Here is a 22303-nt window from a genome sequence, read left to right as displayed (position 1 = left end):
CCGTGGGTCGCCATTCCGTGCACCGCGACCAGGCAGGTCACGCGTTGTGCCGGTCGGCCCGTGCCATGAGGCGGAACTCGGCCGCGGTCAGTCCGAACTCCTTCTTCAGCGCCCGGCTGAGATGCCCGTGGTCATGGATCCCCCAGTGAGCGGCGATCACCGCGGTGGTCCGGGTGGCGAGCGCGGGATCCATGAGGTCCCGGCGGATGCGGATGAGCCGTTCGTGCCTGACCCAGGCGGCGAAGGTGAGGTCGCGCCGCTGGAACAGCTGGTGGAGGTAGCGCGGGGAGATGCCGTGGCGCCGGGCGACGGAATCGACGGACAGGGCCGGGTCGCTGAGGTTCGCCAGGGTGTGGGCGAGGATCTGGTCGGTCATGGCGTCGCCGGCCTCCGCCGATTCCGGCGCCGGCTCCGCGAAGGCCGCGACGATCAGGGAGACCAGCGCGTCCGCCAGGTGGATGTCCGGCATGCCGACGAGGCCGTCGATGCGATCGGCCAGGCCGGACAGGAAGGCGGCGAGGACCGCCCAGGCACCGTGGTCGCACCGCCGGGGGGTGGCGACGTGGCGGCCGACGAGGTCGGCGTTCGCGCCGAGCATGCCGTGCGGCAGCTCGATCACGACGATGTCGCAGGCACCGGCCATCGAGAGCTCATGCGGCCTGCCGGTGTCGAGGACGACGAGGTCGCCGCGGCCGGCCTGGAAGCGGCGGCCGTCCTGCGCCACGTGCGCCGTGCCGCTCCGATACAGCGCCACCGCGAACCGGCCGCGCTCGGCGGAGACGACCCGGCGCATCTCGTACGCCGTCTGGGGGAAGACGCCGCGGATCCGGGCCACGGACATCGGGCCGACGCGGGCGGAGTCCACGTGTGTCCGGAACGGCGCGGCGTTGACTGCTGTGGAAGGAGTCGCTTTGGTCTCCATAACAGTGGACACGGTCCTCAGTAGAACCGTTGACGTGGAGGGGTGTCAACCTGCATGAAGGACGAATCGCCCTCGTCCACACCAGTCGAAGCCGAAGAACCGGCGGCCGATCCGGTCGCCTCGGCGTTCCTGCACGACGCCCTGCACTCCTCAGCCGTCGTGTCCCCGAGCCCGGAGGGGACGGCTCGGGGACGCGCGTACGTCTCAGGACGTCGTGACGGCGGTGTCGTCGAGGACGAACGAGGTCTGTTTCTGGTAGTCCTCGGCGCCGGTGAACCGCACCGTGACCGTCTGGCCCACGTAGGCGTTCAGGCTGACGCTGTGCTGGACGTATCCGCTCACGTGGTCGAGGTTGGAGTAGGTGGCGAGAGTCGCCAGGACGGCACCGGACGAGTTCAGCAACTGGACCTTCAGCGTGTCGTACGCCGTGGTGCCGGTCTCGGCGGTGTCCACGTGGAGCCAGTACGAGAGGGTCGCCGAGCGGGCGGTGGCGGGGATGGTGACCTGCTGGCCGAGGGTGTCGGTGGTCGTCGTGCCGTACCCGTCGAGCCAGGCGTCCCACGATCCGGAGCGTGCCGGTTCCTTCGTGCCGCTGTAGACGACGTTGGCGGTCTGGGTCCAGGGCGCCGCGCTCCCGGTCTCGAAGCCGGGGTTGCCGAGCAGCTGGGTTCCGCCTCCGCCGCCGGACGTGCCGCCGCCGGAACCGGCGAGCCACGCGGTCGTGTTCAGGGCGATGGCCGCGTCGGTCCCCTCGGGGTCGTTCCAGCCGTCGTACAGGGTGTTGCCCGACTGGCCGGTGCCGTCGTCGATGGTGGAGCTGTCGCCCCAGATGGCGACCCGCCCGCTGCCGAACGTGCTGCTGACCAGGAACGCCCCGGTGGTGCCCGACGGGTTCGCGCTGGTCAGCCAGACCAGGCCGCGCACGTTCGGGTTGTCGGCCGGGTGGAGCGTGAAGGTGGTGCCGTTCCGCAGGATGCTCCCGGTGACCGTGCCGAACGGGCCGTTCAGGATCGGGTTGGAGCCGTCGTGGATCGCCACCGGGTCGTCGGTGGTGATGTTCAGGCTGTCGATCGAGAACCCGAACGGGTCGGTGTCGTCGACGCCGTTGTTCGTCAGCAGGTCATTCAGGATCTTGGGGGAGTCCCAGCCGTCGTTGTTGCGGTCACTGCCGGTGTGGTCGGAGATGAGGAAGAGCCCGCCGCCGTTCTGCACGAAACGCATGACCGCGGTCTTTTCCGCGGCGGTGAGCTGGACGTTGGGCTCGGGCAGCACGAACGCGTCGAAGTGCGACAGGTCCAGCGCGCTCGACGTGTTGCCGTACGTGATCGTGTTGCCGGCCGGGAGCGTGTCGAGGGTGTACTGGCCGGTCTTCTGCAGCGCCACTCCCCAGGAGGACAGCGCGCCCGTCCAGTCGGTCTCGGCCTGCGGTGACGCGTCCTGCTGCAGCGGGTCGGGCTGACTGGTGCTGATGATCCAGTCGGCGTTCCCGGCCGTCTCGGCCTTGGTGTTGTCGAACAGGATCCGGTGCGTCGTGGCCGCGGGCGCCGCCGTGCGCGGCGCGGCGCCGGCCGGTGCGCTGACGGAAACGGTCAGGACGAGCGCGGCGAACCAGATCAACGTGCGTCTGGCGCGGCGGAACAAGGGACGCTGCACGGTGCCTCCTGGCGGGGAGAAACGAGAGGGCATCCGTATGATGAGCGCCTTAATTCGCAAAAGCCACCATGAGCAACAAAACACTTCAACGTCCGTGCGACCGTCGCAAGCCGCCGTGATCATTCCGGCTACTGTGGGCGGCATGGCGATGTCCGAACCGCTGGGCGCGGCCACCGCCGCACGGCACCGGTTCTGCCGGCCGGACGAACAACTGCTCTGGGCGGCGTACCGCCGGGTCTTCTACTTCGACCTGCCGGGCCACGACCCGTACGGCAAGCCCCACAAGAGCCTGTTGCGGCGGGGCGCGGAAGGCTTCGGCGGTTTCCTGCTCGACGGCGTCGAGGTCATGCTCGGCGACGACGAGGGCGGGGAGAGCGGCGACCGGCCGCCGCCGCCCGACCTGATCGTCTTCGGGCCCGCGCCCGGCTGCCTGGCCCACCGGGCCGCGACGGAATTCGGCACGCCGGGCACGAGCGGCCGGCGCCTGTGGGCGCTCACCGCCCACCGCCTGGGCGTGCTCGCCGTCGCGCCGCCCCCGGACCCGCCGAAGAAGAAGGAGAACCGGTCGCTCGCGAGGCGGGCGGCGGGATTCGGCAAGGGCCTGGTCGAGACCGGACGGGACATCGGGCGGATCCTCGCCGACTCCCGGGAGCGGTACGGCGACAACATCGAGGGCGAGCCGCTCGCCCTGCCCGAGTGGTCGCCGGTCCAGGAGTTCGCCCGCGAGCGGATCGTCAGCGTCGGGCCGGACACCCGGGCCCAGGGGCGCCGCACCGTGCCCTGCCTGCGCGTGGTGCTGGCCGACGGCTCGGGCCTGGACTTCCTGCTGCCCGCCGCCGACCCGGCGATGATCGAGCATCTCGCGGTCCTGGTCAGCGGCCGATGACCCCGGTACAGCGCGGCCACGACAAGGACGACGAGATCGTCGAGCGTGAGCTGCCCAAGCACTGGATCCGGCCGGGCGAGCGGCTGCTGTTCGGCTGCGCCCCGATCCGCGGGTACGTCGCGGCCCGGATCGGGACCGACTTCCGGCTCCCGTACGAGCCCCTCGGCCCGGTGCCCGAACTCGACCTCGGGCGGTGCCGCTGGCCGCTGCCGGCGGACGTCGAGCCGGACCACTGGACCGACGATCCGACCGTGGCCTTCGTCGTGGAGGCCGCGCACGCGGAGCAGCAGGCCGTCCGACTCGGCGACCACCTCGCGCACAGCCGCGGCGAGGCGCGCCTGGTCCTGACCAGTCACCGGGTCGCCGTGATCTACACGACCAGGCTCTTCCACACCCCGGCCCCCGGCGAACCGCTGTTCCAGACGTTCGCCGAGCAGCCGTCCGGCTCCGTGCTCGGCTACTCGGCCCCGTACGCCGGCCGCAGCGTGCCGCCGGTGCAGATCATCCGCGTCGACTTCACGGACGGCTCCACCCTGATGCTCCGCGACCCGCTGGCCGGACGGCGCGTGGGGCGGGCGCGAAGCCGGCAGTCGCAACCCCGTTGAAACGGTCCGTACGGGGCAGAGTGACCTTGTGGGCATTCCGCCGAGAGAGAGCGTGGACCGATGGCCGACGACCAGCCCCTGCGTCCCGGACGGTGGCCGCTGCGCACCGTGCCCCGTGGGCGGTGGTCGGCGCAGACACCGACCGCGGACGACGCCGACCCGGCGCTGATCACGGCGGCGCTGAAGCGTGCCCAGGCACGGCCGTCGGGCAACTGGTTCGTCGTGGCGTCGAGCCGGGTCGTGCGCGCCGACCGGCCGCTCGGCACGAAGGTCGCGGGACGCGAGGTCGTCCTGTGGCGTGACCGTACGGGGCGGCCGGTGGCCGGTCCGGGCGCGTGCCCGCATCTCGGCGCGCGGCTCGCCGAGGGGCGCGTCATCGACGGTTGCCTGACGTGCCGGTGGCACGGCCTGCGGCTGCCCGCCGAGGGCACCGGGGAGTGGCGCACCCTGCCCGCGTACGACGACGGCGTGCTCGTGTGGGTACGCCACGACCGGGCCGGCGGCGAGACCCCGCTCGACGTGCCGGTGGCCGCCGCCCGGCCGCGCCTGGCCGGCGGCGTGGGGGCGGTCGCCCGCATGGTCGGCGTCTGCGAACCGGGCGACGTGGTGGCGAACCGCCTCGACCCCTGGCACGGCGCCTGGTTCCACCCGTACTCCTTCACCCGGTTGCGGGTCGAGTCCACGCCGGACGAGACGGACGACCGTTTCCTGGTGCGGGTGACCTTCCGGGTCGGGCCGTGGCTGGGCGTCCCGGTGCTCGCGGAGTTCCTCTGCCCGGACCCTCGCACCGTCCTGATGCGCATCGTCGAGGGCGAGGGTGAGGGAAGCGTGGTGGAGACCCACGCGACGCCCCTGGGGCCGGGCCGCGACGGCCGCCCGCGTACGGCGGTGGTCGAGGCGGTGGTCGCCACGTCCGGCCGGCCGGGCTTCGCGGCCGCCCGCGCCATGGCCCCGCTGATCCGCCCGGCCATGAGCCGGGCCGCCGCCCGCCTGTGGCGCGACGACCTGGCCTACGCCGAACGCCGCTACGCGCTGCGCTCCGGAACGCTCTGAGACCGCGGCCGGGGGAGGGGCAGCCGCCCGTGCAGCGGCACGGTCGTCAGCGGATGGCCGGCCACGCCCCAGTCCGACAGCAGCAGGTTGGCGGCCTGCCAGCCGGTCGTGGCGGCGCGTTCCATCAGGGCCACGGGCAGGTCGACGCGGATGCCGTCGCCGGCCAGTACGAGGCCGGGGACCGGTCCGGCCACGGCGGGCCGGTCCGCGAACGTGCCGGGCGCGAACAGCGGGCAGTCGGCGCGCCACTCGCTGAACTCGCCGAGCACCTTGGCGGCCGCCGTCTCCGGGTAGAGCTCGTGCAGGCGGTCGAGCAGCCGCTCCGCGGCATCCTCCCGTGAGCCCGTTACCGCGTACGCGTGCAGCTCGACCACGGATCCGCCGGTGGTGGCGGCCCACGCCGCGGCCTGCCGGTCGTAGCGTTCGAGCACGCTGACGTTGTCGAGCGGCGGCAGCCCGCCGGTCGCCAGGAACGCGGGACGGTCGGCGGCGACGGGCCGGTCCAGCCAGAGACGGCGGACGAGGAACGGCGGCGCCGTCCGCTGGGCGGCGATCCGCCGCCGCCAGGCCGGGGTGCCGAGCCCCGGTGAGGCGGCGACCAGGTCGCGCAGGCCCGGCAGGTCGAGGGCGAGGACGACGGCGTCGGCGTCCACGGTGCCGCCCGCGGCGTCCACCGCGAACCCGGACTCGCCGGGCCGGACGGCCGTGACCGGCGTACCCGGGTGCACGCGGCCGCCGAGGGAGGTGAGGTGCTCGCCGAGCGGCGTCCACAGCTCGGGCGGCGGCACACCGGGCACGTCGAACAGCAGCCCCTCGGCCGAGCCGAGGAAGTACAGGTGGAACATGACCGCGAGCTCGGCCGCCGACAGCCGGCCGGGCGGTGCGAAGAAGCTGCGGGAGAACACCTCGAAGGCCAGGTGGCGCGCTGCCGGCGGAAACCGCAGCCGGGCGAGGAAGGTCTCGGCGTCCAGGTGGTCCAGCCGCTCGTACGTGCCGGGGACGCTGACCCCGATCAGCGGCAGCGCGGCGCGGGCGTTCAGGCGCAGCAGGTCGCGCGGCCGGAAGGTCGGGCTGCGGAGCGCGAAGAGCAGGGCGTTCCACGGCGGGGTGCGGGGCAGGCCGCGGAAGGTGTCGGTACGGCCCTCCGCGTCGACGAGCGGGTAGTCCGGCACGGCGGTGAGCCGGTCGAGCCCCGGGTCGGCGCGGCGCAGCAGCGTCCGCAGGTTGTAGTACTGCCGGAAGTAGGCGTGGAAACCGCGGCCCATGCCGACGCGGGTGCCGTCCGGCAGCGCGGCGTCCCAGCCGCCCGCGCGGCCCCCGAGATGGCTCTCCCGCTCGTACAGGTCGACGGTGACGCCGCGCTCGGCCAGGGCGACGCCGGCCGTGAGCCCGGCGATGCCCCCGCCGACGACCACGGCACGCGGCCGCCGGGACAGCCGGCCGGCGTCCGGCACGCCGGGCGGCGGCGGATGGTGCACCCGGCGGCGGTCGGCGCCCGGCGCGCGCCCGGCGGTCACGACGCCGGGTCCGGTCGCCGGCCGCCGAACGCGTGCACGATGCCCCGCTGCCAGCCGGTCATGGTGGCGGCGTGTACGTCCGTGAAACCGGCGCGGCGCAGGCGCTCGGCGAACTCCGGCGGCCGGTCGAAGTCCAGCGCGCTCCGCCACAGGTAGCGGTACAGGCCCGCGTCGCCGGTGGTCAGCCGGCCGGCCGGGATGATGACGCTCCAGCACACGGCGTGCCAGACCAGCCGGGCGAGCGGATGATCGCGTACGGAGTAGTCGTGCACGATGAGGCGGCCGCCGGGCCGCAGCAGGGACCACAGCGACGCGAGCACGGCGTCCGGGTCGGGCAGGTTGCGGATGAGGTAGGCGGCGAAGACGCCGTCGAACGGCCCGGTGACCCCGGCGCCCGCCAGCTCCTCGGCCCGCGCGTGCACGAACTCCACGCCGTCCGGCCACCGCTTGGCGCGCGCACGGGCGAGCATGCCCGCCGAGGCGTCGACGCCGACGACGCGGGCGTTCGGGGCGGCGGCCAGGAGCGCCGCGGTGGAGGCGCCGGTGCCGCAGCCCAGGTCCAGCAGGCGGACCGGCCGGTCGCCGAAGCCGAACGCGCGGGCGGACCGCCGCAGGTCCGCGTGGTAGCCGGGGTTGGCTCCGACGAGCCGGTCGTACGCGGACGCGCCGCGGTCGAACGCCTCCGGCACCCGCCGTCGCACCAGGGGGGTCATCGGGTCTCTCCGGTCTTACGCGCGTGTTCCCACAGGAGCAGGGTCGCGGTGATGAGGGAGAAGCCGAAGAGGAAGTCCTCCACCGGGATGTCGAACGGGAACCGCAGGCCGGACAGCTGGTGAGGGGCGTAGCTGACGATCGGCGAGGACAGCTTGGTCAGCCGGCCGTCGACCACGGCCTGGAACGCGAACACGATCACCATCGTGATCCAGTACGCGCCGCTGCGGAACAGCCCGGTGCGCAGCCGGCCGAGCTCCAGGGCGACGACGGCCACGACGGAGGCGACGGCGGGAACGGTGTACCCGACTCCGCTCATCTGGCGTCCTCCTTCTCTTGTGCGGGAGCGCGCCGCCGCGGGGCGAGCCTGCGGACGGTCTCCAGCGTCAGTACCCCGCAGACCGGGATGACCAGGAAGAACAGCGCCTCCTCCAGCGGCAGGGACAGCGGCAGGGTGATGCCGGTGACGTATCGGGGGTTGTACCACCAGACGCCGGCCGCGATCGCGACGACGTCCCACACGACGAAGACCGCGGCGACGGGGAGCACGGCGCGGGCGAGCCGCCGGGGCCGCCGGTAGACCCGGCTGCCCGACAGCTCCAGCGGCAGGGTGACCGCCACACAGCCCGCGAGCAGGGCCAGGTACTGCAGATGGTCCATCTCGTTCCTTTCCGCCGCCGTCACCGTGCCTCATCGGCGGGCGCCCGTGCGCGCGCCCACAGGGAGCGTGCGACGGCGCCGCCGGCGAGCGCCAGCCGGCGGCCGGTGCCCACGGAGACGCGCCCGTCGAAGACGTTGTAGTCGTGCGCCTCGATGCGGTCGAGGATGTGGGAGTAGAGCGTGCAGGCGGTGGCGATGCAGGGCCGTGAGGCGGGATGCAGCAGGTCGATCCCGGGCCGGGCCCGGCCGTACACCTCGCGTGTCCGGGCGATCTGGTCGGCGAGCGCGCGCCGTACCCGTGGCTCGGCCCGGCCGCTTCGCCGGCACCCGGCGAGCACCTCACGGTCGACGCCGAACGCCGCGAGCTCGTCGGCGGGCAGGTAGACGCGGCCGCGGTCCAGGTCCTCGGCGACGTCGCGCAGGAAGTTGGTCAGCTGGAACGCCTCGCCGAGCGCCGCGGCGGCGTCGGCCGCCTCGGCGGGATCGCAGATCGTGCCGAGCACGGGCAGCATCTGCCGCCCGATCACCTCGGCCGACCCGTACACGTACTCCCGCAGCGCCGCTCGCGTGGGATAGCCGGTCACGGTCAGGTCCATCCGCATCGAGTGCAGGAACGCGTCGAACAGACCGCCCTCGATGCCGTGCCGGCCCGCGGTGTGCACGACCGCCGCGAGCACCGGGTCGTCGCTGCGGCCGGCGCGCAGGCCGCCGGCCAGCGCGGCGGCGAGCCGGTCCAGCGCGGCGGCGATTCGCGCGACCGGCGTGCCCGGCGCGGGTTCGTCGACGATGTCGTCGGCGTGGCGGGCGAAGCCGTACAGGGCGTGGACGGCCGGCCGCCGCGACGGCGGCAGCAGCCGGGTCGCGAGGAAGAACGTCCGGCCGTGCCGGGCGTTGAGCGTCCGGCACCGGAGGTAGGCGTCCCGCAGGGACGGGTCGGTGATCCCGGCGGCGTCGAGCTCTCTGGCGGTCACGGGTTGCCGGTGATCCGGTCGGCGGCCAGGCGGCCGGACACCAGCGCGGTCGGGACGCCGACGCCGGGTACGGTGCCGCAGCCGGCCAGCACCACGTTGTCCGTCGTACGGGGGAGGTTGGCGGGCCGGAACGGCCCGGTCTGGCCGAACGTGTGCGCCAGGCTGAATGGTGTGCCGGCGAGGAGCCCCTGGCGGCGCCAGTCGGCGGGGGTGATGACGTGCAGGACGTCCTTCACGTGGACGCGCAGACCGGACCGGACGGCCGTGGCCTGGATGACCTCTTCCGCGTACGCCGGGCCGATCCGGTCCCAGTCGAGCCGGGCCCGGGCGAGGTTGGGCGCCGGGGCGAGGACGGACACGAGCTGGCGTCCGTCGGGGGCGAGCGCGGGATCGGTGACCGTCGGGCGGGTCAGCAGCAGCGACGGGTCGCGCATCGGCCGGCCGGCGCGGATCAGGTCGTCGAAGGTGGTGCGCCAGGCCCGGCCGAACAGCAGGTTGTGGTGGGCGGTGCCGTTCGCGCCGGCCCGGTCGCCGGGCCGCCCGTCGCCGGAGACGCCGAGGTGCACGACGACGGCCGACGGCGCGGCGACGAGGCGGGCGGGCCGCCGGGGGACGTGGCCGAGCAGCCGGTAGGCGGCCGGCAGGTCGCAGCTGAGGACGACGGCGTCGCACGGGATCCGGTCGCCGTCGGCGGTGAGCGCGGCGGTGACGCGGCGTCCGCGGCGTTCGAGTGAGGTGACGCGCGTGCCGTAGCGGAACTCCACACCGGCGTCGGCGGCCGCGCCGGCGAGGGCGTCCGGGAGCGCCCGCATGCCACCGCGGGGGAAGAACACGCCGCCGACGGTGTCCATGTAGGCGATGACCGCGTACAGCGCGAGCGCCCGGCGTGGGGACAGCCCGGCGTACAGCGCCTGGAAGGTGAAGACCCGCAGCAGCCGTTCGTCGCGCAGGAACCGGCGGACGGCGCTCTCCCACCGGCCGAAGCCGCCGAGCGCCGCCAGCCGGGCCAACCGCGGGGTGAGCAGGCCGAGCGGTGAGTCGACGTTCGCCGCGATGAAGCCGGCGTACTCGACCTCGTACAGCCGGGTCAGCCAGGCGCGCAGCCGCGCGTAGCCCTCCGCCTCGCGGGGCCCGGCGAACGCCCGTACCGCCTCGGTCATCGCCTCGGCGTCGGTGTGCACGTCGAGCGACGAGCCGTCGGCGAAGAACGTCCGGTACGCCGGGTCCAGCCGGATGAGGGGCAGCCGCTCATCCATCGAGGCGCCGGTGGCCGCCAGCGTGTCGCGCACGATGTCCGGCATCGTGAGCACGGTCGGCCCGGTGTCGAGTCGGTAGCCGCCGATGTCGAGGCGGCCCGCCCGGCCGCCCGGCACTCCGTCGCGTTCGAGCACCGTCACTGTGCGGCCGCGCCCGCACAGGTGCGAGGCGGCGGCCAGGCCGGACAGCCCGGCACCGACCACGATCACGTGATCGGTCCTGCCCGGCACGGTCGAACAGTGAGTCATGTCGCATCGACTACCCTCCGGGATCGCCCGATAACGTCGAACGCGCCGCGTGGATCACTCGGCGCCGTTCGCGCCGCGGCCCCGGCTCACCGGGACCGCAGAGGGGATTCGGAGCGGATGACTGCCTGGATTGGTGCGGATTTCCGGGAACGCGCCGGAAACCGGGCGAGACCCGCTACGCCGGGCCGAAGACGTCCTCCAGGCGAGTGAGGGCGTCTTCGGCGTGGTGGCAGGCGGCCAGCCGCGCTCGCTCCTGCGCCTCGGACGGCCGGCGCAGCGACGGCACGTCGGTCCGGCAGTCGTCGCGGGCCATCCGGCACCGGGTGTGGAACCGGCACCCGGGCGGGGGACTGGTCGGCGACGGGGGGTCGCCGTCGAGCACGATCCGTGCCGCCATCCGTCCGCGCCGCGCCCGGTCCACCACCGGCGAGGCGGACAGCAGCGCCTGGGTGTACGGATGGGCGGGCGCCTCGTAGACGGTGGCGGTCGGTCCGATCTCGGCGATCCGCCCGAGGTACATCACCGCGACGCGGTCGGCCACGTGGCGGACCACCGACAGGTCGTGGGCGATGAACAGCAGCGTCACGCCGAGCCGTCGTTGCAGGTCGCGAAGGACGTTGACGACCTGCGCCTGCACCGAGACGTCGAGCGCGGACACCGGCTCGTCGCACACCAGGACCTCCGGCTCCAGGGCCAGCGCGCGGGCGATTCCGATCCGCTGCCGCTGTCCGCCGGAGAACTGGTGCGGATAGCGTTCCATCAGGCCGGGCGCCAGGCCGACCAGGGAGAGCAACTCGGCGACCCGATCGCGCCGCGAGGCCCGCGTGCCCGTACGGGACGCGGTCAGCGGCTCGCCGACGATCTCCAGCACGGTCATCCGCGGATCCAACGAGGTGTAGGGGTCCTGGAAGACCATCTGCACGCCTCGCCGCAGCAGCCTCCGGTCGCCGCGACGGGCGGCGGTCACGTCGCGGCCGCGGTAGCTGATCGAGCCCGAGTCCGGCACCTCCAGGCCGACGAGCATCCGTGCGAGGGTCGACTTGCCGCAGCCGGACTCTCCGACGATCCCCAGCGACTCGCCGGCCCGCAGTGACAGGCTGATCCCGTCCACGCTGGACACGCGGGTGCGGCTGAGGCCGCCACGTCCGGTGGTGAAGGTCTTCACCAGGTCTCGCGCCTCCAGCACGACCTCTCCGGGCGGCGCGGTTCCGGCCGGCTGCGGCGTGTGGGGGCTACTCGTTGCCGGCACCGACGACCTCCTGACCGCGGTGGCAGGCGGATTCGCGCCCGCGCCGCACCTCGATGAGAGCCGGGCGTGTCTCCCGGCAGGCCTCCACCGCCCACGAGCAGCGGGGATGGAAGGCGCAGCCCGGCGGGACCCGCTCCGGGTTCGGCGGGGAGCCGGGGATGGTCACCAGGTCCCGGCCGAGGCCCTCCGCCTGCGGCACCGACGTCAGCAGCGCCTCGGTGTAGGGGTGCGCGGGCCGTGCGAGCAGGTCGTCGCCGCTGCCGCGTTCGACGATCCGCCCGGCGTACATGACGGCGACCCGGTCGGCGACCTCGCTGACCACCCCGAGGTCGTGCGTGATGAGCAGGACCGCCATGTCCAGCTCGCGGCGCAGCCGGTCGAGCAGTTCGAGGATCTGCGCCTGCACGGTGACGTCGAGGGCGGTGGTCGGCTCGTCGGCGAGGAGCAGTTCCGGTTCGAGCGCGATCGCCATGCCGATGAGGATCCGCTGGCGCATCCCGCCGGAGAACTGGTGCGGGTAGTCCCCGACCCGCCGGGACGCCCCGGGGATGCCGACCATCCCGAGCAGCTCGACCGCGCGGGCGCGGGCGGCACGCCGTGAGGTGTCGGTGTGGGCGCGGATCAGGTCGCCGATCTGGTCGCCCACCGAGAGCACCGGGTTCAGCGCCGACAGCGCGTCCTGGAAGACCATGCTCATCCGGTGTCCGCGGAGCCGGCGGCGCTCGTCGCCGCTCAGCGCCAGCAGGTCGGTGTCGCCCAGCCGCATCTCGTCCGCGTTCGACCGCGCGTTGTCCGCGTCGAGACCCATGATCGAGCGCACGGTCACGGACTTGCCCGATCCGGACTCCCCGAGCAGCGCCACGAGCTCGCCCGGCGCGACGTCGAGATCCACGCCCCTGACCGAGGGCACCGGACCCCGCCGCGTCCGAAATTCGACGGACAGGCCGCGTACGCGCAACGCGGATCGCGTCGTCGTCGGTGAGGTTGACGTAACCGCCACGAAACCTCCTAGCGCCGGATGTAACAAGCTGAGACGTGTATTCGGCCGGAATATTGCCGATACCTTGACACTCCCGCCGAAGTTTGGCAAGAGTATGCGGCCATACGAACTCCCGACTATCGGACGTGCCGCAACGGCGATATCGGTCCGGGTGAGTCGGGAGACGAGAGGAGAGCCAGTGCTCGAGCCCGCGAAGCGCTACACCGGTTACACCGCCTACGAGTACCTCGAGCGCGGCAAGGACTACCGGGACATCGCGTACGCCAAGCAGATCGGCCGGGTACCGCCGTACCAGGGCCTCGAGCTGTCCGACGCGCAGCTGGAACGTACCAAGCGCCTGCTGACCGACGAGGTCGTGATCTCGCTGCACGAGCACGTGCAGGTCTTCCCCGACGACATGTCCGACCTCCGGGAGCACATCCGGCAGGGCCGCGAGCCCACCGGCTACGAGGGCCTCTCCCGCTCGGGGATGACCGCCGTGTTCGACAACGGCATGGACGGCACGTGCTGCATCAGCAGCGACGCCGGCTGGAAGTACCAGGACGTCCTGTTCGACCTCGGCGTACGGATGGCCGACCTCGCCCACCAGGACTTCGTCGTCAAGGGTGAGACGGTCAAGGACATCCACGACGCTCACGCGTCCGGCCGCGTGGCGCACATCTTCGGCCTCGAAGCCGCGACGATGATCGAGAACGAGGTCGACCGGCTCGACGTCCTGTACGGCTTCGGCGTCCGCCAGATGGGCATCGCCTACTCGGAGGCGAACACACTCGGCAGCGGCCTGAAGGAGCGCGGCGACGGCGGGCTGACCTACTTCGGCGAGCGCGCGGTCGAGCGGATGAACAAGCTCGGCATCGCCATCGACGTCTCCCACTCCGGCGACCGGACCGCCATGGACGTCATCGAGAAGTCCACCAAGCCGATCTTCATCACGCACTGCGGGTCACGCGAGGTGTGGCCGACCAACCGGATGAAGCCCGACGCGGTCATCAAGGCCTGTGCCGAGCGCGGCGGAGTCCTCGGGCTGGAGGCCGCGCCGCACACGACGCTGTCCCACGCCCATCCGCGCCACTCACTGGAGTCGGTGATGGACCACTTCGTGCACTGCGTGGAACTCGTCGGCATCGAACACGTCACCTTCGGGCCCGACACCCTGTTCGGCGACCACGTGGGCCTGCACGACGCGTTCTCCGCCAACCTCTCGATCGGGCAGGCGCACAGCGGCGTGGAGTTCCCGAAGGTGGAGTACGTCGACGGCCTGGAGAACCCGGCCGAGTGCTTCTACAACATCATCGGCTGGCTGGTCTCCCACGACTACTCCGACGATGAGATCCGCGCCGTGGTCGGCGGCAACACCCTACGCGTGCTGGAAGAGGTGTGGGTGTGATGCGCCGGCGCGCCGGACTCATGGCCGGCACGGCCGCGGTGACCGTGCTGACCGGCGCGCTGGGCGCCTGCGCGCCCAGCAAGAAGGCGGCGGAGTCGGGCTCGGGCGGGGGCGCCGAACTGCGGATCGCCACCACCACCGACGTGGTGAACTTCAACCCCCTCATCGGCAACAGCCGGACCGACTACTGGCTCACCAACCTGATGTACCCCCACCTGCTGACGGTCGGGAACGACGGAAGCAAGCGTCCCTCCCTCGCGACCAAGTGGGGGTACACCAACCCGACCACGGGGTTCTACGAGATCCGCGGCGACATGAAGTGGAGCGACGGAACGCCGCTGACCGCCTCGGACGTGGCGTACACGCTCAACGCGGTGAAGAAGGACAAGCCGTCCGGCACGCTGTACGGGCAGCTCGCGAACTTCTCGTCGGCCAAGGCCGTGTCACCCACCCGGGTCGAGCTCAAGCTGTCCAAACCGGATGCCACCGTCATTCCTGAGGTCGGCTTCTGGGGCAACGTCGTCCCCGAGCACGTGTTCGGCAAGGCCGGCAGCGTCGCGAAGTTCGCCAACAACGCGAACTGGGTCAGCGCCGGGCCGTTCAGGCTGACCAAGGTGGCGAAGGGGCAGAGCTACACGCTGGAGCGGGTCACGCCGTACCCCTTCGCGCCGGGCGGCCGGCCCACGGTGAGCCGGGTCGTCTACAAGGTCTACCCGGACGTCAACACCGAGATCCTGGCGCTGAAGAACGGCGACGTGGACGCGATCGCCAACGCGCTGCCGCCCGCGCAGGTGCAGCCGCTCAAGAAGGCCGCCGGCATCACGGTCGAGGAGGTCCCGGGTCTGGGCTACGCGCACCTGGCGTACAACATGGACAAGAAGCCCCTCGACAATGTCAAGGTGCGCCAGGCGCTGTCCCACGCCGTCGACTACGACGCGATCCGCAAGGTCGTCCTGCAGGGTCAGGCGGTCTCCACGGGCAGCAGCCCGATCATGCCGGTGCTCAAGCAGTTCCACGACCCGTCGCTCCAGGAGTACACGTTCGACCCGGCGATGGCGCGCAAGCTGCTGCAGGACGCGGGGTACACCGCCGACGGCAGCGGAAAGTTCCCGCTGTCGTTCCGGATGATCTACTCCCTGCAGGACCCGGTCACCGCGCAGTGGGCGACCCTGGTCAGGGACGACGCGGCCAAGGCGGGGATCACCATCAAGCCGCAGGGCCTGGAGCGCAACACCTACCTGGCCAAGACGGACGCGGGTGACTACGACATCTACGCCGGCAACTTCGCCATCATGGACGACCCGGCGACGAACATGACCCTGACGTACCTGCCGAAGGGCATCATCAACTACTCCCACGTCGACGCTTCCGACCTGTCGACGCTGGTGACCAAGGCGCAGGCGACGACCGACGTGAACGAGCAGAAGAAGCTCGTCCAGGCCGCCGCCAAGCTGGTGCACGACCAGGTCTACGACAACGTGATGTACACGCAGAACCTCTACGTGGCGCACCGTTCGAACTGGACCGGGTTCGTCGTCAAGCCGAGCGAACTGCTGTCGATCGTCGATCCGCAGTCGCTGGCCAACGTCAAGTCGAGCAGCTGACGAAGGGCCACCGCCATGCCGCCTCTCGCCCGGTTCGCGCTGCGACGGGTCCTTCGCGGAGTGGTCACGATCTGGTTCGCCGTGACCGTCACCTTCCTCATGCTCCGCCTGCTGCCGGGCGACCCGGCGCTGGCGGTGGCCAACCCCAACATGACGAGGGAGACGCGGCAGGCGCTCCTTCACCAGTACGGCCTCGACCAGTCGCTGGCCGTGCAGTACGGCAAGTACCTGTGGCAGCTCCTGCACGGCAACCTGGGCGTGTCGTTCAGCCAGTCGGTGCCGGTCACGACGGCGCTGATGGACCGGCTGCCGTGGACGCTCCTGCTCACCCTCTCCGCGCTGGTCGTCACGATCGTCATCGGCGTCCCGCTCGGGGTGCTCGCGGCCTCGCGCCGTGGGTTCTGGGACCGGGCCGTGCAGCTCAGCGGCGTCGTCGGGCAGTCCCTGTTCGTGCCCAGCATCGGGATCTTCCTGCTGTACCTCCTCGGTCTGAAGCTGCGCTGGTTCCCGATCGGGGGCGCCTACACGGAGAACACCTACGGGATCGCCTGGTACGGCAGCGTGCTGCGGCACCTGGTCCTGCCGTGCCTGTCGCTGGTGCTCGTCCAGCTCGGCTCGTACGTGCTCACGCTGCGGTCCACGCTGATCGACGCGCTCGGCGAGGACTACTGCACGCTGGCCCGCGCGAACGGGCTGGGTGAGCGCAAGGTCCTCTGGAAGCACGCTCTGCGCAACGCGCTGCTGCCGACGACGACACTCGTCGGGCTCCAGCTCGGCTTCGTCGTCGGCGGCGCCGTACTCACCGAAACGATCTACGCCTACCCGGGGATCGGGCGCGGCATCTACGAGGCCGTGACCCAGCTGGACTTCCCGGTTCTCCAGGGCGCCTTCGTGCTCCTGTCGGCGACGGTGATCGTCGCCAACCTGCTCACCGACCTCGCCTACGGGCTACTCGATCCACGGGTGCGAACCGCATGACCTCACTCATCGAGTCCACGGCCGGCACGGCGGACGCGGCGGACGTGGCGGACCGGCCCGCCGCGGCGAAGGCGACCTGGGACGCGTTCCGCCGCAATCCGCTCGGCATCCTCGCGATGGTGCTGCTGGCACTGCTCATCGTGGTCGCGCTCGTCGCGCCGCTGCTCGCGAGCTATCCGCGCGGCCACGGCACGGCGATCCTGCGACCGCCCTCGGCCGCCCACTGGTTCGGCACCGACAACCTCGGCCGCGACGTGTTCGCCGAGGTGGTCTACGGCACGAGGTCCAGCATGCTCGTCGCGGCCGGCGCGACCGCGCTGGCGATCGTCATCGGCGTGACCGTGGCCGTGTGCAGCGCGTACTTCCGCTGGGTCGACGGGGTGATGGGCGTACTGGTCGACCTCTTCCTGTCGCTTCCGGTGCTCCCGCTGATGATCCTCGTCGCCGCCCTCGTCGGGCCGAGCCTGCAGACCATCGTGCTCGTCCTGGCCTTCTTCTCCTGGCCCGAGGTCAGCCGCGTCGTGCGGTCACAGGCGCTCGCGGTCGTACGGCTGCCGTACGTGGACGCCGCGCGGCTGGCCACCGGCTCGCCGCTGTGGATCATCCGCAAGCACCTGCTTCCGGCCGTGGCACCGGTGATCGCGGTCTCCGTCGTGCTCACCGCGTCCCGCGCGGTGCTGTCCGCGGCGGGCCTGGCGTTCCTGGGGCTCGGGGACCCGAACAGCTGGTCGTGGGGCCGGATCCTCTTCGAGGCCCAGCAGTCCGGCGCCATGCAGGAGGCGTGGTGGACGACGCTCTTCCCGTCGTTGGCCATTCTCGCGCTGGTGGTGGCCGCGACCCTGCTCTCCATCGCCTACAACGACGCCCGCGACCCGCGGACGAGGAAGGACTGAGCGTGGCGTTCGACCAGCGGCTTCCCGCCGCCTTCTACGCCGACGTGCAGGACGGCGTACGCGCGGCTCTCGCCACCGAGCGGGTGGACGCCCTCCTCACCGACTCTCCGGAGGACGTGGCGTACCTGACCGGGTTCTTCCACCATCCCTGCGAGCGGCCGGTCGCGGTATGGATCGGCGTGGACGGGACCACGGCCCTGCTGCTGCCCGAGCTCGAAGTCGAGCACGCCCGGGTCCAGAACACCGTGGCCGAGCTCGTGGTCTATCCGGAGTATCCGGGGGTCGTCCCGCCCTTCGACGCGCTCGCCGGGCGGGTGCCCCGCGGCCGGCGCGTCGGCCATCCGGGCGGCATGGCGGTCGACCGCCTCGCCGCCGTCCGTGCCGCGTTTCCCGGTGCCGATTTCGTCCGGACCGGTGTCGCCGAACGCGCCCGCCTGCGCAAACGGCCCGAGGAGATCGCGCTGCACCGGGAGGCCGGGCGGATCACCGACGCGATGCTCACCGCGGGGCGAGACCTGATCGAACAGGCCGTCGGCGCCGGCGGGGAACTGCCGAGCGAGGCCGAACTCGCCGCGCACGTGACCTCGTTCGGCAGCCGCACGATGTACGCCGAGCACGACGACGTCGTGGTGGTCTCGCCGCTGGCCGGCGGCCTGGTCTACGCGGCGGAGAACAGCGCGCGGCCGCACGGGCTGCCGTCGGCTCGCCGGCTGCGCCCCGGCGACACGTTCGTGCTCTCACTCGGGTGCGCGGTCGGCGGCCGGTTCGTCGAGGGCGAGCGGACGTTCGTGCTCGGTGAGCCGTCGGCGGAGCAGCGTCGCTACTACGAGGCCGTACGAGAGGCCCAGGCCGTGGGCGCGGCGAGCATCCGGCCGGGGGCGCGGTGCGCGGACGTGAACCGCACCTGCCTGGACGTCATCCGGGACGCGGGGCTGGAGGGATTCCTCAGACACCGCCAGGGACACGGCATCGGGCTGGGCATGCACGAGCCGCCATGGCTGGAGGACGGCGACGCCACGGTCCTGGAGCCGGGCATGGTCGTGTCCAACGAGCCCGGCATCTACGTCACCGGGCACGCCGGATACCGGATCTCCGACAGCATGCTCGTCACCGATGACGCGGCCACCCCCTTCACCTTCTATCCCCGCTCGCTCGACGACGTCGTCGTCCCCGTCTAGCAAGGAGGGATCGTGTTCGTCACGATCAATGGCAACGAACTGGCGGTGGAGGTCTTCGGAGAGGAGGGCGCGCCCGTCCTCATCGCGCACCACGGTGCTCCCGGGTTGGGCTCCCGCGCCGAGCCGCGGGCGACCTTCGCGCCGTTCGCCGACACCTTCCGGGTCGTCGTCTTCGACGCCCGCGGATCGGGGGAGAGCGGCGGCAATCCGCCGTTCACCCACGAGCAGTGGGCCGCCGACGTCGACGGGCTGCGTGAGTGGATCGGGGCCGAGCAGATCGTCATGGCCGGCGGATCGTACGGCGGTTTCATCGCGATGGAGTACGCGATTCGCCATCCGCGGCGGGTCAAGGCGCTCGTCCTGCGCGACACCTCACCCGACCATGACAATGAGGAGGCCGCGCGCCGCAACGCCCTCAACTCGACGAGGGTCACCGTCGACGTGGAGAAACTCGACCGCATCAACAACGGCCTCGTACGCGACAACGATGACCTGCGCGACTGCTGGCGCGAGATCCTGCCGCTCTATGACCATGTCTACGACCCGGCGAAAGTCGAAGAGAAGGTCGCGGCCACCCCTTACCGGTATGAGACGCATAACTTCGCCTTCGCGGTCAACCAGCCGGGTTACGACATCAAGGCGCAGCTGCCCGATATCATCTGCCCGACCCTCGTCACCGTCGGGCGTGATGACTGGATCACCCCGGTCGAGAGCAGTGAGAAAATCGTGTCGCTCATTCCTGACGCCGAATTGGTCGTCTTCGAGAAGTCGGGGCACTCTCCCCAGATCGAGGAGGCCGTGCGGTGGCGAACGGTCGTCCGCGACTTCCTGCGCGACGTGGGCGCCGATCAGCGATAAGGCATGAGCATCAATCCGGTTCTGAACCAACTCGACGAACTCGACCGGCGCATCATCGTCGCGCTGCAGAGCGATGGCCGGGCGAGCTGGACGTCGGTCGCCGACGTCTGCGACACGTCGGTGCCGACGGTGGCGCGCCGCGCCCAGCAGCTCCTCGCCGAGGGCATCGTCCGGGTCGGCGTGACCCCGGACATCAGCCACGCGGGTCCGGTGAACCTGTTCATCCTCCGCATCGGCTGTGAGCCGGGCCGCCAGACCGAGGTCGCCCTGGAGCTCGTCCGCCGCGAAGATGTCCGTTTCCTCACGCTGGTGACCGGAGAGACGGACATCATCGCCGAGCTGAACGTGCGGACGGACGATTCGCTGCACACGCGCCTGATCGACGAGGTGCTGGCGATCGACGGTGTGTCGCGATGCGAGACCGACCTGCTGCTCCACACCTACAAGGCCACGAACGACTGGAGCCGTCAGCTCCTGACCGGAAAGGATCACGTCTACACGCCCGTCGAGCCGCACGAGTGCGACTCCAGTCACTTCAACGACACCGACCGGGCGATCGTCGCCGTGCTCCGCGACGACGGCCGGGCCAGCTTCCAGGGCGTCGCGGACGTGATCGGGGTCAACGAGAGCACCGTCCGCCGCAGGTTCGAGACGCTGCGGGCGAGGGGATGCATCCTGGTCAACACGCTGGTCCCCGCGCCCGCGCTCGGCTTCGAGTCCGAGATCATCTTCATGATCACGGTGACGCCGGCCAACCTCGACTCGGCCGCTCGTGAACTCGCCACCTACCGAGGCGTCCGGTACGTCGCGGCCACGCTCAACGGAAGCTCGTTGATGTGCGAGGTGATCCTGCCGACGACGCGCGACGTGTTCGACTTCGTGACCAGGACGCTCGGACCCCTCCCCGGCGTCCAGGGCTGGACCGCCAATATGGAGATGCTCAACCTGAAACGGGGTTTCATCGAGACTCCCTGGTGGCGCGGCCGCCTCAACGGGTCCGGCCCGAGCGGCGGGGACGCCTGAGGCGGCCGATTCGCCGTTGCCTAACCGCGGGCCAGTTCGTGGTCGAGCGTCGGGGCGTCGACGAAGGAGGTGTGCGTGCCGGCGGTGCCGCAGGCGTAGGCCCCGGCGATCGCGCCGGCCCGCGCCGCGTCCGCCCAGGAGTCGCCGCGCAGCCGGGCGTACAGGAACGCCGCGACGAAGCAGTCCCCGGCGCCGTTGCTGTCGACGACCGGCCGGCCGGGCAGCGTGACGGCGGGGATCGCCCGGACCGGTTCGCCGCGGACGGTCAGGCGGCAGCCCGCGGCTCCGGCCATGACCACGACGGCCTGCGCCCGGCCCCGTTCGATGATCTCCCCGGCCACCGCGTCGGCCCGGTCGCCCAGCTCGGCGGCGGACACGAACACCACGTCGGCCCGTCTGGCGAAGCGGCGGTGGTGGTCGTCCTCGCCGTTCCAGTCGTGCAGATCGGTGGAGGTCGGCGTCCCCGCGGCCACGGCCGCGGCCAGCGCCTCGGCGGCCCACGGCATGATCGACACGTGCACGTGCCGGGCCTCGCCCACCGCCGTCCGGTACAGCGCGGGATCGACGTCCAGGTCCGACGGGTGCCGGGGGTCGTACAGCGACAGGCGGTTCCCCTGCGGGTCGACGAGGTTCACGCTGCGGCGCGTGCCGCTGGGATGGGTCGTGTACCGGAACGGCAGACCGGCCTCCTCGTACGTGCGGCGCACCAGGCGTCCCTGGTCGTCCTCGCCGATGACGTCGACGAACGCGGTCCGCAGGCCGAGCGCGTGGCAGCCGAGGGCGACGCCGTTGCCGGTGTGCGCGGTGAAGTCCTCGATCGGGGGCACCGTGATCGAGTCGCGGACCGGCAGCGGCAGAGCCGGTACGCGCACGATCGTGTCGACTCCGGCGCCGCCGACCACCAGCACGTCCGTTCCGCTCATCCGCACACCGTCCCGTCGCTCGCCGTCACCGGCCGGGCGGTCCCCGCGCCGGCCCGTCCAGTGTCGCGGTTACGGGCGTCCAGGCGGGCCGACCGTCGGATCGACGCTAGATCTTCATCTCCGATCGCATGTGAGCGGGCTATGCTCCGGCCTTACAGGTGCCCCCCGGAGGCCGGATGAGTTCGGACCGACCACTTCGCGTGATGATCGTCGATGGCGACCCCTCGCTCACGTCGTCGCTCAGGAGCAGTGATGAGGTAGAAGTGCTCCCAGAGCCGGCCGAGCCGATCGAGGCCGCCGAACGCCTGAGGCCGGACGTCGTGCTGCTGGGTCTGTCGTCCGCCGCGCACACCGCCCCACTGAGCCGTACGGCCTGCGTCTTCGTCCTGTGCCCCTCGCCTTCGGCGGCGACCGCGGCCCTGCGCGAGGGCGCCAGCGGCTGCCTCCGCCCGAAGGAGCTGACCCCGAGAAGGCTGCTCCAGGCCGTACGCGCCGCCGGCCGCGCCCACTTGGGCCTGTCCGCGAGAGAGGCAGAGGTCATGGACCTGATCGCCAGCGGCCGCTCGAACGGGGAGATCGCCAGGGAGCTGTTCCTGAGCGAGAAGACGGTGAAGAACCACGTCAACCGCATCTACGCCAAGCTCGAGGTGAACTCCCGAGGGGCCGCGATCAGCCTGTGGCAGACCCGGCACTGAACCGGATCCGAGGGCGGGATCGTTCGATTCGC

At 71.9% G+C, this 22303-nt stretch carries 22 protein-coding genes; 11 read left to right on the top strand and 11 right to left on the bottom strand.

Features of this window, described 5'->3' with window-relative positions; translation table 11 throughout:
- Positions 1-37 precede the first annotated feature (37 nt).
- Together ACQEV1_RS42545 and ACQEV1_RS42540 are read right to left on the bottom strand one after the other, a co-directional pair.
- Positions 38-922 (bottom strand): helix-turn-helix domain-containing protein, encoded by an 885-nt coding sequence (locus ACQEV1_RS42545; protein ID WP_433406080.1) that lies wholly within the window; start codon positions 920-922, stop codon positions 38-40.
- A 204-nt stretch (positions 923-1126) separates the two neighbouring features.
- A complete protein-coding gene (locus ACQEV1_RS42540; RefSeq protein ID WP_433402358.1) occupies positions 1127-2575 on the bottom strand; it encodes a hypothetical protein in 1449 nt (482 codons plus the stop codon).
- Positions 2576-2717: 142 nt separating this feature from the next.
- Here ACQEV1_RS42540 and ACQEV1_RS42535 point away from each other — a divergent pair, with 142 nt between their 5' ends.
- Genes ACQEV1_RS42535 through ACQEV1_RS42525 form a run of 3 tightly spaced genes read left to right on the top strand, consistent with a single transcriptional unit; the run spans position 2718 to position 5119 of the window.
- Complete coding sequence (locus tag ACQEV1_RS42535) at positions 2718-3461, top strand: hypothetical protein (protein WP_433402355.1); 744 nt, start codon at positions 2718-2720, stop codon at positions 3459-3461.
- Positions 3458-4066 carry a hypothetical protein gene (locus ACQEV1_RS42530; RefSeq protein WP_285633813.1) on the top strand — a complete coding sequence of 203 codons (609 nt, stop codon included), beginning with the start codon at positions 3458-3460 and terminating at the stop codon, positions 4064-4066. Before ACQEV1_RS42535 ends, ACQEV1_RS42530 begins: the two co-directional genes overlap by 4 nt.
- 60 nt (positions 4067-4126) lie before the next feature.
- Complete coding sequence (locus tag ACQEV1_RS42525; protein WP_433402353.1) at positions 4127-5119, top strand: DUF5914 domain-containing protein; 993 nt, start codon at positions 4127-4129, stop codon at positions 5117-5119.
- Here ACQEV1_RS42525 and ACQEV1_RS42520 read toward each other — a convergent pair.
- From ACQEV1_RS42520 to ACQEV1_RS42485, 8 genes are all read right to left on the bottom strand, one after another.
- Positions 5092-6636 carry a hydroxysqualene dehydroxylase gene (locus ACQEV1_RS42520; RefSeq protein WP_433402350.1) on the bottom strand — a complete coding sequence of 515 codons (1545 nt, stop codon included), beginning with the start codon at positions 6634-6636 and terminating at the stop codon, positions 5092-5094. The genes ACQEV1_RS42525 and ACQEV1_RS42520 overlap by 28 nt on opposite strands.
- A complete protein-coding gene (locus tag ACQEV1_RS42515) occupies positions 6633-7349 on the bottom strand; it encodes a class I SAM-dependent methyltransferase (RefSeq protein WP_433402348.1) in 717 nt (238 codons plus the stop codon). The genes ACQEV1_RS42520 and ACQEV1_RS42515 overlap by 4 nt, the downstream gene beginning before the upstream one ends.
- The gene (locus ACQEV1_RS42510) at positions 7346-7666 is read right to left on the bottom strand and encodes a lycopene cyclase domain-containing protein (RefSeq protein ID WP_433402345.1); all 321 of its coding nucleotides are present in this window, start codon (positions 7664-7666) and stop codon (positions 7346-7348) included. Before ACQEV1_RS42510 ends, ACQEV1_RS42515 begins: the two co-directional genes overlap by 4 nt.
- On the bottom strand, positions 7663-8007 hold the full coding sequence (locus ACQEV1_RS42505) for a lycopene cyclase domain-containing protein (protein ID WP_285573326.1): 345 nt from the start codon (positions 8005-8007) through the stop codon (positions 7663-7665). Before ACQEV1_RS42505 ends, ACQEV1_RS42510 begins: the two co-directional genes overlap by 4 nt.
- A 20-nt stretch (positions 8008-8027) precedes the next feature.
- Positions 8028-8978 (bottom strand): phytoene/squalene synthase family protein, encoded by a 951-nt coding sequence (locus tag ACQEV1_RS42500; protein WP_433402341.1) that lies wholly within the window; start codon positions 8976-8978, stop codon positions 8028-8030.
- Positions 8975-10483, bottom strand: a complete 1509-nt coding sequence (gene crtI, locus ACQEV1_RS42495; protein WP_433402338.1) for a phytoene desaturase family protein — start codon at positions 10481-10483, stop codon at positions 8975-8977. The genes ACQEV1_RS42500 and crtI overlap by 4 nt, the downstream gene beginning before the upstream one ends.
- Before the next feature lie 175 nt (positions 10484-10658).
- The gene (locus ACQEV1_RS42490; protein ID WP_285633799.1) at positions 10659-11732 is read right to left on the bottom strand and encodes an ABC transporter ATP-binding protein; all 1074 of its coding nucleotides are present in this window, start codon (positions 11730-11732) and stop codon (positions 10659-10661) included.
- Entirely contained in the window at positions 11716-12624 is a 909-nt protein-coding gene (locus ACQEV1_RS42485; RefSeq protein ID WP_433402334.1) for an ABC transporter ATP-binding protein, read from the bottom strand. Before ACQEV1_RS42485 ends, ACQEV1_RS42490 begins: the two co-directional genes overlap by 17 nt.
- 286 nt (positions 12625-12910) lie before the next feature.
- Here ACQEV1_RS42485 and ACQEV1_RS42480 point away from each other — a divergent pair, with 286 nt between their 5' ends.
- From ACQEV1_RS42480 to ACQEV1_RS42450, 7 genes are read left to right on the top strand one after another with little or no spacing between them, the layout of a single operon-like run.
- Positions 12911-14119, top strand: a complete 1209-nt coding sequence (locus tag ACQEV1_RS42480) for a dipeptidase (protein ID WP_285573338.1) — start codon at positions 12911-12913, stop codon at positions 14117-14119.
- Entirely contained in the window at positions 14119-15723 is a 1605-nt protein-coding gene (locus tag ACQEV1_RS42475) for an ABC transporter substrate-binding protein (protein WP_433406078.1), read from the top strand. The genes ACQEV1_RS42480 and ACQEV1_RS42475 overlap by 1 nt, the downstream gene beginning before the upstream one ends.
- A 15-nt stretch (positions 15724-15738) precedes the next feature.
- The gene (locus ACQEV1_RS42470; protein WP_285633790.1) at positions 15739-16701 is read left to right on the top strand and encodes an ABC transporter permease; all 963 of its coding nucleotides are present in this window, start codon (positions 15739-15741) and stop codon (positions 16699-16701) included.
- Positions 16698-17594 (top strand): ABC transporter permease, encoded by an 897-nt coding sequence (locus tag ACQEV1_RS42465; protein ID WP_285633787.1) that lies wholly within the window; start codon positions 16698-16700, stop codon positions 17592-17594. Before ACQEV1_RS42470 ends, ACQEV1_RS42465 begins: the two co-directional genes overlap by 4 nt.
- A gap of 2 nt (positions 17595-17596) precedes the next feature.
- A complete protein-coding gene (locus ACQEV1_RS42460; protein WP_433402329.1) occupies positions 17597-18772 on the top strand; it encodes a M24 family metallopeptidase in 1176 nt (391 codons plus the stop codon).
- Positions 18773-18784: 12 nt separating this feature from the next.
- The gene (locus ACQEV1_RS42455; RefSeq protein ID WP_285633781.1) at positions 18785-19630 is read left to right on the top strand and encodes an alpha/beta fold hydrolase; all 846 of its coding nucleotides are present in this window, start codon (positions 18785-18787) and stop codon (positions 19628-19630) included.
- A gap of 3 nt (positions 19631-19633) precedes the next feature.
- Positions 19634-20653, top strand: coding sequence for an Lrp/AsnC family transcriptional regulator (locus tag ACQEV1_RS42450; protein ID WP_285633778.1), 1020 nt, complete (start codon positions 19634-19636; stop codon positions 20651-20653).
- A gap of 20 nt (positions 20654-20673) precedes the next feature.
- Here the strand turns inward: ACQEV1_RS42450 and ACQEV1_RS42445 are convergent, their stop codons facing one another.
- Entirely contained in the window at positions 20674-21576 is a 903-nt protein-coding gene (locus tag ACQEV1_RS42445) for a carbohydrate kinase family protein (protein ID WP_285633775.1), read from the bottom strand.
- A 263-nt stretch (positions 21577-21839) separates the two neighbouring features.
- Between ACQEV1_RS42445 and ACQEV1_RS42440 the strand changes: the two genes are divergently transcribed.
- Positions 21840-22271: a response regulator transcription factor gene (locus ACQEV1_RS42440; protein WP_285633772.1), complete on the top strand. Its 432-nt coding sequence runs from the start codon at positions 21840-21842 to the stop codon at positions 22269-22271.
- Positions 22272-22303: the final 32 nt, after the last annotated feature.

Origin of the sequence: Actinoallomurus sp. CA-142502 (assembly GCF_050936355.1) — a bacterium.
GTDB classification, from domain to species: Bacteria; Actinomycetota; Actinomycetes; order Streptosporangiales; family Streptosporangiaceae; genus Actinoallomurus; species Actinoallomurus iriomotensis.
Note: the sequence above shows the minus strand (reverse complement) of the source record. Positions and strands in the feature narration are given on the sequence as shown.

What these genes read in the sequence shown, in the direction of transcription:
- ACQEV1_RS42465 (WP_285633787.1), top strand. Translation starts at nt 16,698, where the DNA reads ATGACCTCACTCATCGAGTCCACGGCCGGCACGGCGGACGCGGCGGAC.
- ACQEV1_RS42510 (WP_433402345.1), bottom strand. Translation starts at nt 7,666, where the DNA reads ATGAGCGGAGTCGGGTACACCGTTCCCGCCGTCGCCTCCGTCGTGGCC.
- ACQEV1_RS42545 (WP_433406080.1), bottom strand. Translation starts at nt 922, where the DNA reads ATGGAGACCAAAGCGACTCCTTCCACAGCAGTCAACGCCGCGCCGTTC.
- ACQEV1_RS42515 (WP_433402348.1), bottom strand. Translation starts at nt 7,349, where the DNA reads ATGACCCCCCTGGTGCGACGGCGGGTGCCGGAGGCGTTCGACCGCGGC.
- ACQEV1_RS42525 (WP_433402353.1), top strand. Translation starts at nt 4,127, where the DNA reads ATGGCCGACGACCAGCCCCTGCGTCCCGGACGGTGGCCGCTGCGCACC.
- ACQEV1_RS42475 (WP_433406078.1), top strand. Translation starts at nt 14,119, where the DNA reads ATGCGCCGGCGCGCCGGACTCATGGCCGGCACGGCCGCGGTGACCGTG.
- ACQEV1_RS42505 (WP_285573326.1), bottom strand. Translation starts at nt 8,007, where the DNA reads ATGGACCATCTGCAGTACCTGGCCCTGCTCGCGGGCTGTGTGGCGGTC.
- ACQEV1_RS42470 (WP_285633790.1), top strand. Translation starts at nt 15,739, where the DNA reads ATGCCGCCTCTCGCCCGGTTCGCGCTGCGACGGGTCCTTCGCGGAGTG.
- crtI (WP_433402338.1), bottom strand. Translation starts at nt 10,483, where the DNA reads ATGACTCACTGTTCGACCGTGCCGGGCAGGACCGATCACGTGATCGTG.
- ACQEV1_RS42450 (WP_285633778.1), top strand. Translation starts at nt 19,634, where the DNA reads ATGAGCATCAATCCGGTTCTGAACCAACTCGACGAACTCGACCGGCGC.
- ACQEV1_RS42535 (WP_433402355.1), top strand. Translation starts at nt 2,718, where the DNA reads ATGGCGATGTCCGAACCGCTGGGCGCGGCCACCGCCGCACGGCACCGG.
- ACQEV1_RS42530 (WP_285633813.1), top strand. Translation starts at nt 3,458, where the DNA reads ATGACCCCGGTACAGCGCGGCCACGACAAGGACGACGAGATCGTCGAG.
- ACQEV1_RS42445 (WP_285633775.1), bottom strand. Translation starts at nt 21,576, where the DNA reads ATGAGCGGAACGGACGTGCTGGTGGTCGGCGGCGCCGGAGTCGACACG.